Annotated in this window: 9 protein-coding genes; 4 read left to right on the top strand and 5 right to left on the bottom strand. The window is 64.6% G+C overall.

Annotation, left to right across the window (positions count from 1 at the left end; translation table 11 throughout):
* Positions 1 to 30: 30 nt before the first annotated feature.
* A complete protein-coding gene (locus tag ACE2AA_RS07965) occupies positions 31 to 1,419 on the bottom strand; it encodes an MFS transporter (protein ID WP_395372159.1) in 1,389 nt (462 codons plus the stop codon).
* 178 nt (positions 1,420 to 1,597) lie between these two features.
* Here ACE2AA_RS07965 and ACE2AA_RS07960 point away from each other — a divergent pair, with 178 nt between their 5' ends.
* The 4 genes from ACE2AA_RS07960 (at position 1,598) to ACE2AA_RS07945 (ending at position 5,153) form a co-directional block, all read left to right on the top strand.
* Positions 1,598 to 1,900, top strand: coding sequence for a CsbD family protein (locus tag ACE2AA_RS07960; RefSeq protein WP_141260647.1), 303 nt, complete (start codon positions 1,598 to 1,600; stop codon positions 1,898 to 1,900).
* A 157-nt stretch (positions 1,901 to 2,057) separates the two neighbouring features.
* Complete coding sequence (locus ACE2AA_RS07955; RefSeq protein ID WP_395372010.1) at positions 2,058 to 2,711, top strand: ribonuclease HII; 654 nt, start codon at positions 2,058 to 2,060, stop codon at positions 2,709 to 2,711.
* Positions 2,712 to 2,718: 7 nt separating this feature from the next.
* The gene (locus ACE2AA_RS07950; protein WP_141260645.1) at positions 2,719 to 3,822 is read left to right on the top strand and encodes a site-specific DNA-methyltransferase; all 1,104 of its coding nucleotides are present in this window, start codon (positions 2,719 to 2,721) and stop codon (positions 3,820 to 3,822) included.
* A 44-nt stretch (positions 3,823 to 3,866) separates the two neighbouring features.
* Positions 3,867 to 5,153 carry a DNA adenine methylase gene (locus tag ACE2AA_RS07945; protein ID WP_141300620.1) on the top strand — a complete coding sequence of 429 codons (1,287 nt, stop codon included), beginning with the start codon at positions 3,867 to 3,869 and terminating at the stop codon, positions 5,151 to 5,153.
* Between the two features lie 94 nt (positions 5,154 to 5,247).
* Here ACE2AA_RS07945 and ACE2AA_RS07940 read toward each other — a convergent pair whose 3' ends face one another.
* The 4 genes from ACE2AA_RS07940 to ACE2AA_RS07925 form a co-directional block, all read right to left on the bottom strand.
* The gene (locus ACE2AA_RS07940; protein WP_141300617.1) at positions 5,248 to 5,838 is read right to left on the bottom strand and encodes an ankyrin repeat domain-containing protein; all 591 of its coding nucleotides are present in this window, start codon (positions 5,836 to 5,838) and stop codon (positions 5,248 to 5,250) included.
* Between the two features lie 114 nt (positions 5,839 to 5,952).
* Positions 5,953 to 8,097, bottom strand: coding sequence for a VWA domain-containing protein (locus ACE2AA_RS07935; RefSeq protein WP_395372006.1), 2,145 nt, complete (start codon positions 8,095 to 8,097; stop codon positions 5,953 to 5,955).
* Positions 8,094 to 10,823 carry a DUF4159 domain-containing protein gene (locus ACE2AA_RS07930; RefSeq protein ID WP_395372005.1) on the bottom strand — a complete coding sequence of 910 codons (2,730 nt, stop codon included), beginning with the start codon at positions 10,821 to 10,823 and terminating at the stop codon, positions 8,094 to 8,096. The genes ACE2AA_RS07935 and ACE2AA_RS07930 overlap by 4 nt, the downstream gene beginning before the upstream one ends.
* Entirely contained in the window at positions 10,820 to 11,827 is a 1,008-nt protein-coding gene (locus ACE2AA_RS07925; RefSeq protein WP_395372003.1) for a DUF58 domain-containing protein, read from the bottom strand. The genes ACE2AA_RS07930 and ACE2AA_RS07925 overlap by 4 nt, the downstream gene beginning before the upstream one ends.
* Between the last annotated feature and the right edge of the window lies 1 nt (position 11,828).

The raw sequence follows: 11,828 nt of genomic DNA, 5'->3' as shown, positions 1-11,828 counted from the left end.
CGGTGGGAAAGGGGGAAACCACAAAACGGTTTAATTGCGTTTCTTTGTGGCAACGGTGTCTCCGTGCCCGCTGACCGTAGCCCCGGCATTGGCCGACAGCCGCCGCAGGATGGGCAGCGCCATAAACGCGATCAGCGCACAGGCCATGAAGGCCAGTCCGTAGTCCTGTCCCTGCCATTGCGCGGGCAATGCCGCACGGCCCGCGGCCAGCATGCCCGCGGACAGGCATATGCCCATTGTCAGCATGACCTGCTGGCACGTGGAATACAGGCTGGTGGCCGCCCCCATACGCGCCTTTGGCATGTCGGCATAGGCGATGGTGTTGTAGCCGGTATACAGCAGTGTCTGCCCCATGCCGTTGATCGCCAGCAGGCCCAGCAGCCACCCCATGTCCATGCCTGGCCTGAACCGGGCCAGCAGCAGGCACACGACCGGCAGCACCAGGCAGGTCACGCACATGACGGCGCGGAAGCCCCGGCCACGATAGATCCGCGGGGCGACAAAACGCATGGCCAGTGCGCCGACGGGGGCGATGAAGGTTATCAGGCCGCTCTGCGCAGCACTTGCGCCAAAACGCGTCTGCAGCAGGGATGGCAGGAGGAATATGATCCCCGCCGTCGCAATGCGCGTAAATCCGCCCGCCATGACCGAAATGCGGAAAGTCGGCACCCGCAGCAGAGACAGGTCCAGTACCGGATGGTCCATCCCGCGTGCATGATGCAGGTAGAGGGCGGCACATAGCGGGGCAAGCAGCAGCAGTCCCGCCGACATGACGGGCGGGAAACCCGGATGGGTCAGCATTTCCATGCCGAATATCAGCCCTGCCAGCCCGGTTGCGGATATGATGTTGCCCCGCAGGTCGAATGGCGGGGGCCGGGCCGCGCGGATCTGGGGAATGAACCATCCTGTCAGCGCGATGGCCAGCAGGCCAAGCGGGATGTTGATGTAGAAAATCCACCGCCACGACAGCCACGATGTCAGCACGCCACCCAGAACCGGCCCGGCCATTGGGCCGATGGTCGCCGGCAGCATGACCCATGCCATGGCGGACAGCAGCTCCGACTTGGGCACGTTCTGCAGGATCACCAGCCGCCCGACCGGGACCATCATCGCGCCGCCGGCCCCCTGCACCAGCCGCGCCAGCGCCAGCACCAGCAGGTCGGGCGCCCAGCCGCACAGCAGCGAACCCGACAGGAACAGCGCGATGGCGTAGCGCAGCGTGGTCCGGCTGCCAAAGCGTTCGGCCACGTGGCCCGATGCCGGAATCAGGGCGGCAAGGCCCAGCATGTACACCGTCAGCGCGATGCTGGTCTGTGGAATATCGACATGGAAATCCCCCGCCATGGCGGGCAGCGCCGTGGTCAGGGCCGTGCCGTCGATCTGTTCCATCATCATGAGGCTGGCGACAATCAGCGCCATGATCCGCTTGCGCGTGCGGGACGGGGGCGTCATGCCGGGTGAAGGTGGGGGGAATGTGGCGGGGGCGGTCGTCAAGGGGGGCATGATCATGCATGATATAGGCGGTACGGAACCGAAAGCGCCATGCTGGCGTTATAGGCCCACGCTACAGATCAAGCGATACAACGGAGTGTGAACGATGTCGGAAGACAAGGCAAAGACCATCGAGACAAAGGCCGAAGGCGTCATGGACGAAGGCGTTGGCCGCCTGAAGGACGCCGCCGGCGGCCTGACGGGCAACGTGGGCATGCAGGCGGAAGGCAAGGTGGACCAGCTTTCGGGCATGGCGCGCCAGGAATTCGCCGACCTGTATGAAGAAGGCGAGAGCAAGGTTGAGCGCGCGGTGACGTTCGTGCGCGAACGACCGCTGTTTTCGCTGGGAATTGCAGCAGCGCTGGGCACCATCATCGGGCTGATCTTCCTGCCCCGTCGCAAGGGCTGAACGGCGTCGAGTCGTTTTTTTTTCATTTTAAGGGACTCGATGAGTCCACAGCATCTTGCGCAACCCTGCATAAAAATGGTTTCCATCCTTCCAGAACGGAAATTCGATGCGAATCGGGCCATCATGGTCCGATTCGCATTCGGTCAGGAAGGAATGGATGCCGGATTACGCGCTTGAAAACGCCCATGGGGGACGCGTCGCCGGGGTAGACGAAGTCGGTCGCGGCCCGCTGGCCGGACCGGTCGTCGCCGCTGCGGTCATGTTTCTTTCCGGCGTTCCGGGCGTGCTGGCGGACAGGCTGGATGATTCAAAAAAGCTGAAGCCCACGGTCAGGCAGCAGCTTTATGACGTGCTGCACGCTACCCCCGATATCGTGATCGGGGTGGGGGCCGCGTCCGTTGCCGAAATCGAACATCACAATATCCTCCGCGCCTCATGGATCGCCATGCAGCGTGCGGTTGGCCGCCTGCCGCAATTCCCTGAACTGGTTCTTGTTGATGGAAACGCCGCGCCCGATTTCGGGTGCCCGGTGCAATGCGTCGTGGGCGGTGATGCGATCAGCCTGTCCATATCGGCGGCATCCGTCGTGGCCAAGGTCGTGCGTGACCGGCTGATGACACGGCTGTCCCGGCGCTGGCCCGGCTATGGCTGGGACCGTAACGCGGGCTACGGCACCCCCATCCACCGCGCGGCCCTGATGGCGGAAGGCATAAGCCCCCACCATCGCGCGGCATTCGGCACGGTGCGCCGCATCATGCAGGCATCCGTTTCCCCTTCTTCACCCCAAAGCGCGGAGCAGCCATCATGCTGAACAATTCATGAGCGGTGCAGTTATGATGGAATTGCCCCTGGACCAGGTCCTGCGGGGCGACTGTGTCGAGATGATGCGCACCCTGCCCGCAGGTTCGATCGACTGCGTGTTTGCGGATCCGCCATACAACCTGCAGCTGAAGGGCGAACTGCGTCGCCCCGATGACAGCGTGGTCGATGGGGTGGATGACGACTGGGACAAATTCACAGACCTTCAGGCCTATGACGAATTCACCCGTGCGTGGCTGACCGAAGCGCGGCGTGTGCTGCGCAAGGACGGCACGATATGGGTGATCGGTTCGTACCATAACATCTTCCGCATTGGCGCGATCCTGCAGGATCTGGGGTTCTGGATCCTCAATGACGTGATCTGGCGCAAATCCAATCCGATGCCCAATTTCCGTGGCCGCCGTTTTACCAACGCACATGAAACGCTGATCTGGGCAGCGCGCGGGCCGGACAGCCGTTACCGCTTCAATTATCAGGCGATGAAGGCGCTTAATGATGATGTGCAGATGCGCTCGGACTGGTATCTGCCGCTATGCACTGGCGGCGAGCGGCTGCGCAACGAACATGGCCTGAAGCTGCATCCCACCCAGAAGCCCGAAAGCCTGCTGCACCGGGTGCTGGTGGCGTCAACCAATGTGGATGACGTGGTGCTGGACCCCTTTACCGGCACCGGCACCACTACCGCCATGGCGCGCAGGCTGCGCCGCCGCTTTATCGGGATCGAGCGCCATCCCGATTATGCCGAGGCCGCGATCGGACGTGCCCGGCGCGAAAAACCCGTGCCACTGGACAGCGTCTTGACCACGCCCGCCCGACGTGAAAGCCCACGCGTGCCCTTTGGCGTGCTGGTGGAGCGCGGCATGGTGCCTGCGGGCACAGTGCTTATGGACCGGCAGAAGCGGGTGCGCGCCACCGTGTCGCCCGATGGCACGCTGGTCAGCGGGCGACACCGGGGATCAATCCACAAAATGGGCGCGCTGCTGACCAATGCGCCATCATGCAATGGCTGGACCTTCTGGTATTTCGAGCGCGAGGGCGAACTGACCCAGCTTGATGTGCTGCGCGGTGAAATCCGGGCGGAGCAGGCAGCCGTCGCTTCCTGAATAATGGCGCTGGAGCGGGAAAGTACATTCATGGGCATGGCGGCGTGAACCGGCGTCCGGACCACGGCGGGCCGCACGACATGCCCGCAATGGAATGGAATGCGGCCCGTCATTCCGCCGGGCAGACGGATGAATACCTGTACAGCCAGCTTATTCCCTATATCGGGAACAAACGTAAACTGCTGGGTCTGATCGCGCAGGCCATTGCCGCGACGGGGGAAACTCCGGCCAGGACCGATTTCGTGGATTTGTTTGCGGGCACCGGAGTCGTCTCCCGGCTGGCCAAATGGCTTGGTTTTCGGGTGCTGAGCAACGACTGGGAACCATATAGCGAGATTCTGAACCGCTGCCATGTCGGCACGTCCGCGCCGCCGTGTTTTCACGGGGGGCGGGATTATGCGCAGATCATAGCCGAACTGAATGCCCTGCCACCGTGTGAAGGGTGGGTGACGCGCCACCTGTGCCCCGATGATGACGTGAAATACGACACCGCGCGTGACAGGATGTTCTACATGCGCAAGAACGGCATGCGCATCGACGCCATTCGGGAACGGATTGCGCAGTGGGACCATGACGGCCTGCTTGACGTCGGGCAGAAGGCCTGCCTGCTTGCCCCCCTGTTGTACAGCGCCAGTTACAACAGTAATACCAGCGGCCTGTTCAAGGGATTCCACCGGGGGTGGGGCGGTCGTACCGGCACGGCGCTGTACCGTATTGCGGCGGACCTGCACCTGCAGCCCGCGTGTTTTATCGATAATGGGCGCGACAATACGGTCATGCGCATGGACGCGCATGCTCTTGCCACCCAACTGGCCGGACAGGTGGGGGAGGCAGCCATCGCCTACGTGGACCCGCCCTACAACCAGCACCCATACGGCGCGAATTACCATGTCCTCAATACCGTGACGCTATGGGACCAGCCCGAACTGGCGCCAAAGATCACGGGACGCGACAAATCCGCGATCCGGCAGGACTGGCGCACGCAGCGGCGCAGCCCGTACAATCACCGGCATCAGGCGCTTGCGGCCTATCGTGACCTGTTATCCGCGCTGGATACGCGCTGGATCGCCACCAGTTACAGCACCGATGGCTTCATCCCGTTGCATGACATGGTCCGTGCGAATTGTGAACGTGGGGATGTGCGGGTTTTTACCCGTGGTTACAAACGTTATCGCGTCAGCCGCCAGCGTTATTCGGCGCGTCCGATGACTGTTGAATTCATCCTGCTGACCGATACGCGTGGCCGTGGTACCTGCACACCGGATGAGATCGTGCAGGAAATCATGATCATGGAAGCCCGGTTGAACCCGGCAGACGATGTCTGCAAATAACTGATGAATAAATAAAAGCTTCCAGTTACCGCCTGGTTTTGAAAAAAGTGGCGTTCCTTTTGGGCTTTTGAAAAAGCCTTACCAAAAACTTCTGCTAGCTGCCCCCGAAGCCGAGGAACCCGATGGACGGGTCGGCATGGCCGCCGGATGCATCATAACGGTGATCGACGGTGGTGGTGGCATGGCGCGGCATGGTCAGTGGCGGGGTGTCGTCCTCGCCTTCCGCAAGGCTGTTCGATGCGAAGTGCGGGTCCGAATCCGAGAACGTGCGCATCGACAGCAGCAGGAAGGTGATGTCGTTGCGGTTCAGGTCAATCGCCATGTCCAGCGGCGTCTGCCCCAGTACGTTATGGCCGGTCATGTCCGCGCCACGGTTCAGGGCTTCCTTCGCCGCACCCAGACTGCCACGGTTGATGGCGTCGAACAGCGCATCGGTCGGGTTCATGTCCGCGCTGGCGTGGCCGTGTTCTTCTTCACGCGATTCCGCGCCCGGCAGGGCAGCGGGTGGGGCGGCTGCCTTGGCTGCGCGGCGGGCTTCGGCCTTTTTCGCGGCTTCAGCGGCCTCGCCCTCGGCTTCCGCTTCATCGGCATCCTGTGCGTAAGCCATGTGCAGGGGCATGCACAGGCAGGGGATTCCTGCGAACAGGGCGGCGGCAAGAAGATAAATACCGGATCTGGAAATCATGTCCTGTCCCGAGAGTGAGCGTTCGACCGGGCGTGCGAAACTGCCACATGCCACCCGACAGTTCTGGTGATTACCGCAAAATTGCGGCGGATGCGATGCCTAATCATCTTTGTGTCAGGAACGGCTTTCCCGCCACCATGCCGCCAGCAGCATGACCAGCACGAACAGGCCCACCATCCAGGCGGGCAGCAGGGACGTGGCCTGCTGTCCCGATACGCTGTGCGCATTGCGCGCGGGAAAGGCAAACCGGTCGGATGTCGAGCGTGCGCGTCCGCTTTCCATGACAAGCTGCGGCAGGGACGGGGCCTGCGGGTTGTCACCCAGCCAGCGCACGCCCCCGCCGGTTGCCGCAGCCATTGGCGCCAGCAGGGATGCCGTCGCCCGCAGGTCGGCAAATTCAACCGGGTCTTCCATGCGCGGGGCGGCAAAGGCTTCATGGCCCGCATCATCGCGCACCGTCCATATTCCTTCCTGCCGCGCGGGCAGGCGGGCGCGGGCAAGCCCGGTATTGCCCGCAGGTTCCAGCGTTATGGACTGCGTGGCGCCATCGGGGGCAATCACATGGACAACCGGGGGCGGGCCGGATGTAACCGAACGGCGGGTAATGGTCATCTGGCCTGCCGATATTCCGGCCTCCAGCTGGTTTTCCTCCAGCTCCGGCTCCTTCATCAGCCAGTGCGAAATACGCCGCAGCAGTTCCGATTGTGGTCCTCCGCCACCTTCGCCATGCGACCACAGCCATGCCTGATCCGACAGCAGGAAGGCGACGCGCCCTTTGCCCGCGTGGTCAAGCACCAGCAGGGGCTGCTGGTCCGGGCCGGTCATCAGTACTTCGCCATTGGCTGAATCCGTGCGCAGGCCGCGATACCACGGCCCCCAGCCCGGTTGTGCGCCCGCTTTGTCAGGTGCCCCCGGCAGGCCGGAGGTCACGGGATGGCGCATACCGGTTTCCGTAAGGTCAGGACGGAAGCGGCGCACGGTCATGCCGTCGGTGGATGCCACGTGGGCAGGCAGGATGTCCGACAGCGGCGTATCCTGAAGCGATCCGGGGGTCAGGAATTCCGGTCCCCCGATCAGCAGCAGCCCACCGCCTGCACGGATGTGATTGACGATATTGCGCAGATAGGCTTCGGGCAGGATGCCCCGGTTTTCAAACCCGTCGAGGATGATGAGGTCGAACTGGTCGATCTTCTGCTGGAACAGTTCGTTCACCGGAAACGCGATCAGCGCAAGGTCGGACAGCGGCGTGCCATCATCGCGATCAGGCGGGCGCAGGATGGTGAAGTGGACCAGATCGACAGACGGGTCGGCTTTCAGCAGTCGCCGCCATACCCGTTCACCCTGGTTGGGCGTGCCTGATACCAGCAGCACGCGCAGCCGGTCACGCACGCCGTTTATGCGGATGACATCATGGTTGTTGCGTGTCGAGACCTCACCAGGCAGTTCCGGGGCCGACAGGCCCACCAGCATCTCGCCCGGATGGGTGACGGGCAGGGTGATGTCCTGTGGCTGTCCGATCCGCACGGGACGCGAAAAGGTCGTGCCATCGCCCTGCGTCAGCGTAAGCTGGGTGGTGGCGTCCGGGGTCGGGTGCGCGCCCTGGTCATCGATCTCGACACGGATGGTGACATCCTTGCCCACTATGGCGAATGGCGGGGCCTGCAGCACGCGCAGGTGACGGTCCGTTTCCTCGCCGCGTCCGGTCAGCAGCACATGCAGTGGCAGCATTGTGCGGTGGCCGTGCCCGTCATCGGGGTTGAGCATGTCAGGCACGCTGGCGGGGATGTCATGGTCCTCGCCATCAGTTACCAGTACGGCCCCGGCAAGGCGGGAGGGAGGGATATCCGCCGCCGCCTGCCTTAACGCGCCAAACAGCCGCGTGCCGCCATGTTGTGCTTCACGCAATGTGACGATACGCGGCACAAGCCCCGGCACGCGGTTCATTTCAGCCTGCAGGCGCTCGGCGGTATTGCGCGCCATGTCGCCCCGGTTGCGTTCGGACATGGAGGCCGACTGGTCCACCACGATCAGCGCGGTTTCGGGCAGGGGGTGCCATGTTTCGGTAATGCGCTGCGGGTCACACAGCCACGCGATCACACCCAGGGCAGCCAGCAGACGCCACACGCTGCCGCGCACCCGGCGCGCAAGGCCCGTGATCGCCATGACAGCCACGGCGGCAAGCAATATGTAGATGCACCACAGGGGCACCTGCGGACTGAATGCCATCATGTGACGCGACAGGTCGGGCATGCCCATCATTCCCCCAGCCGTTTCAGCAGGGCGGGCACATGAACCTGATCCGCCTTGTAATTGCCCGTCAGCGCATAAATCACCGCATTGACCCCGAACCGGTAGGCCAGCACGCGCTGGTCCGCCCCGTCAGGGACGGGGGCATAGGGCGTATTGCCGCTGTCATCCACTGCCCATGCATGCGCCCAGTCGTTGCTGCCAATGATGACGGGACTGACGCCGTCATTGGTGCTGTCGCCTTCCTGCGCCACCCAGACCGGCATGCCGTCGTACCGGCCGGGAAAGTCATGCAGCAGGTAAAACGTGTGCGACAGCACATGGTGGTTATCCAGTTTTGCAAGGGGCGGGATGTCCAGCCCCCCCGTCATGCGCCGCAGGGCCGCCGCCGTGCCGGGTGCCGATCCGGTATAGCCGCTGGCATTGTCGGGGGCGGTGGCCGGGTCCTGTCCCTGCGTGTCGATCATCAGGATGCCGCCATGGCGCATATAAGTATTCAGCGCCGCCGTGCGCGCGGGTGTGGTGCTGGCGTCCGCCGTCACCGGCCAGTAAATGAGCGGGTAATACGACAGGTCATCGTGTTCCGGCACTACGCCATCAGGATGGCCCAGCACGGCGGAGGTCCGGGCATTGACATAATCCGACAGGCCCTGCAGCCCTTCCTTCGAGACATCATCGATATCTGCATGTCCGGTAACGATATAGGCCAGCCGGGTTTCCAGTGCGGCCTGAGGCACGTCAGGGGGAATGTCCGCCCCGTGGGCGGGGCCGTGCGCCATGCAGGCCAGCGCCAGCATGGCGCCCGTCGCCCGTCGCCCCCATCTGCGGCCGCGCTGCAGCACACTGATCGCGCCATCCACGATCAGCAGCAGGGTGGCCAGGACCATAAGCATCGGCCCGATGGCAAGATCGGGCACCTGTCCACGCAGGTCCGATGTCGTGCCGATGGTGTCCTGCGCCACCAGCCGGGCCGGGCCATCACCGGGGTTGAGCGCGCGACGGCTGTTGCGCGGGCCATACAGTCCCGGCGGATGTTCCGGTGTTGGCGCGGTGCGGCCAAAGGCGTCGGCCCGCAGCGCCTGAGCGCCCGCGGGCGGCGTCACCAGCGCGCCATCACCATCCAGTGTCATGTAGGGGGCAAGCAATGTCGCCCCTGCCGGTGTTTCGATCCCCGATGCCTCATCGATCAGGTGCTGCAGCATGCCTACAAACAGCCCCGACAGCGGCAGGTTGGACCATTCCGCCGTGCTGGTGACATGGAACAGCACGACCTGACCCGCCCCAAGGGCGGCATGCGTGACAAGTGGCGTGCCGTCAGTCAGCCGTGCCCAGCTATGGCTGTCCAGATCGGTGGACGGTTGCGCCAGAACCTGTCGCGACACCGTGACATCGGCAGGGATATCAAGGTCATGGAATGGAGAGGTCGCAGGGAAGGGGGCAAGGTGCTCGGGCCTGCTCCATGACATGGTGCCGCCCAGCACCCGCTCGCCCCCCATCAGGGGGACAGGCAGCAGCGTATCCGCTGGCTTCGGGTCCGGGCTGGCGCTGCTGTCGCTCTGGACCAGCAGGGGGCCGGCAAAACGGATCAGGGTGCCCCCGCCACGTACCCATGCTTCCACCTTCCTGCGGCTGTCGGGGCTGCCCAGTGTGCCGTCGGGTGCGATGATGACCGAAAGCGGGCGGGCCAGCAGTGTGTCCAGATCCCCTTCGCGCAGTTCGGCGGTGGGCTGTAATGCGCGGCGCAGGTAGAACAGGCTGCCCATCAGTGGCGTGTCGGATGATGTGCTGGAAATAAGACCTACGGGGCGCTGGCGCTCACGTTCATCCAGCAGGCGCACGCCGCCCGGCCCGTTCACGCCATCCAGCGACAGATGATCGACCTTGCTACGCAGCTCTGCTGGCAGATCGGGTGTGATGTCCACATGGTCGCCACCTGCGGGCAGGGTCACGGGTACAAGGGCCAGTGTGCCCCCGGTGGCGGTTTCAAGCCGTAGCAGCCATGTGCGCGGCTGGGGGCGCGGCACGGCGCGCAGGCGGGTGGCCAGCCCGTTTTCGCCACTGCCCGGCGCCGTAAGCAGGGTGATGTCCGAACCGGGCAGGTACATTTCATGCACCGGCCCGATTTTGGCCAGTGCAGCGCCAAACGCGGCATCTGCGGGTGTGGCCAGTCCGTCCGCAAGGTAAATGACCGGTCCGCGCCAGTTCTGCTGCGCCAGTTGCCCCAGCGCGTGTGTGGCAGCCACCCGGTCCACTGGCCACGCACGGGGCAGGAGCGGGTCGATCATGCCGCGCAGCAGCTGTGCCTGCTGCGTGGGCTGGATCGTCATGGGATCCAGCGCGTCACTGCGTGCCGTCAGAAGCAGGCGCGCGCCATGCCCGGTGCGCGACAGATGATCCAGCAGCCCGTCCAGCGCGTGGATGCGCTGGGGCCATGTGCTTGCAGCGGCCCAGCCATTATCCACCACGATCAGGCAGTCGGCATCCGCAACACCTGCCTGCCCGCGGGGAAAGATCGGCTGCGCCAGCCCCAGCACCAGCAGCCCCACGGCGGCACAGCGCAGCAGCAGCCGCCACAGGGGGGCGGATGTCGCATCCGGCGGCGGCGCGTTGAGCGTGCGCAGCAGGGCCATGGGTGGAAAGGACTGCACGCGTGGGGCGGGCGGCAGGGCATGCAGCAGCCACCACACGACGGGCAGCGCCAGCAGTCCCGGCAGCATCCATGGCGCCAACAGCATCATGGCCTGTTTCCCATTCCCGGCAGCGCGTGCAGCGCCAGCAGGGCCTTTTCCGGTGGCTGGTCCGTCAGGTGCGGCACCGGCAGGCTACCTGCCGCCTGGCACAGGGTGGCCAGCCGGTCCTGATGGCGGGTCCATATCGTGCGGTAGTCATGGCGGAGTGCGGCACTACCATTGAGCAGCACGGTCGTGTCATCCTCCAGCCCGGTAAAGCGGGTGTGCCCTTCATATGGAAAAGCGGTTTCCGCCGGGTCAATCACCTCGATCAGCGTGCAGGTCGCCTGACGCGCGGTCGCCGCGCGCAGGAAGTCCGCCAGCTGTGCTGCGGGATAAAGCCCGTCACCAAACAGCAGTACCCGGCTGCGTGCGGGAATGGCGGCAGCCTGTGGCAGGCCGGGTTCGTCTACCGTGTTGCGCAGGGCCGCGATCAGGGCGTGGGCCATCTGTTCCAGCGCCTGCCGCCCGCGCAGGCGTAGCGGCGGACCGCCAGCAGCATCCAGCAGGCGAATATCCTCCCCCCGTCGCAGCAGCATGGCGGCGCAGGCCAGGGCCAGCAGGAAAGCACGTTCGGCCTTCAGCGGCAGGTGCTCATCGGACCGCCAGCGCATGGATGCGCTGTTATCACACCAGATGCATATGGTATGTGGGGTCTGGGCTTCATGTTCGCGCACGAAAGCCCGGTCCCCGCGTGCCGACTGCCGCCAGTCGATATGGGTCGCGGCCTCGCCAGCCATGGCGGGACGGTACTGCCAGAATTCCTCGCCCACGCCCGCCTTGCGCCGGGGATGGGGGCCAGCGCCCGCATTCCATGCGATCCGGCGTGCCGTCACGATCAGGCCCGGCAGCCTGCTGGCCAGTGAGTCCGCCAGGGCAATGGCCGCAACCGGATGCCGGGGCAGGAAGGCGGTCGCATCCCCACCATGGTCCGATGGGGTGGACGACGCCCGGGCCGGACCCCGTGGGGGGCGCCCGGACAGGCGCGTGAGAAAGGATAGGGCTGCGCGCAAT

It is taken from the genome of Komagataeibacter diospyri (genome assembly GCF_043995075.1).
Classification (GTDB): Bacteria; Pseudomonadota; Alphaproteobacteria; order Acetobacterales; family Acetobacteraceae; genus Komagataeibacter; species Komagataeibacter diospyri.
Note: the sequence above shows the minus strand (reverse complement) of the source record. Positions and strands in the feature narration are given on the sequence as shown.

Excerpts from the sequence above, each read along its gene's own strand:
- ACE2AA_RS07965 (WP_395372159.1), bottom strand. The coding sequence starts at position 1,419 with ATGGCGCTGATTGTCGCCAGCCTCATGATGATGGAACAGATCGACGGC.
- ACE2AA_RS07960 (WP_141260647.1), top strand. The coding sequence starts at position 1,598 with ATGTCGGAAGACAAGGCAAAGACCATCGAGACAAAGGCCGAAGGCGTC.
- ACE2AA_RS07955 (WP_395372010.1), top strand. The coding sequence starts at position 2,058 with ATGCCGGATTACGCGCTTGAAAACGCCCATGGGGGACGCGTCGCCGGG.
- ACE2AA_RS07950 (WP_141260645.1), top strand. The coding sequence starts at position 2,719 with ATGAGCGGTGCAGTTATGATGGAATTGCCCCTGGACCAGGTCCTGCGG.
- ACE2AA_RS07940 (WP_141300617.1), bottom strand. The coding sequence starts at position 5,838 with ATGATTTCCAGATCCGGTATTTATCTTCTTGCCGCCGCCCTGTTCGCA.
- ACE2AA_RS07935 (WP_395372006.1), bottom strand. The coding sequence starts at position 8,097 with ATGATGGGCATGCCCGACCTGTCGCGTCACATGATGGCATTCAGTCCG.
- ACE2AA_RS07930 (WP_395372005.1), bottom strand. The coding sequence starts at position 10,823 with ATGATGCTGTTGGCGCCATGGATGCTGCCGGGACTGCTGGCGCTGCCC.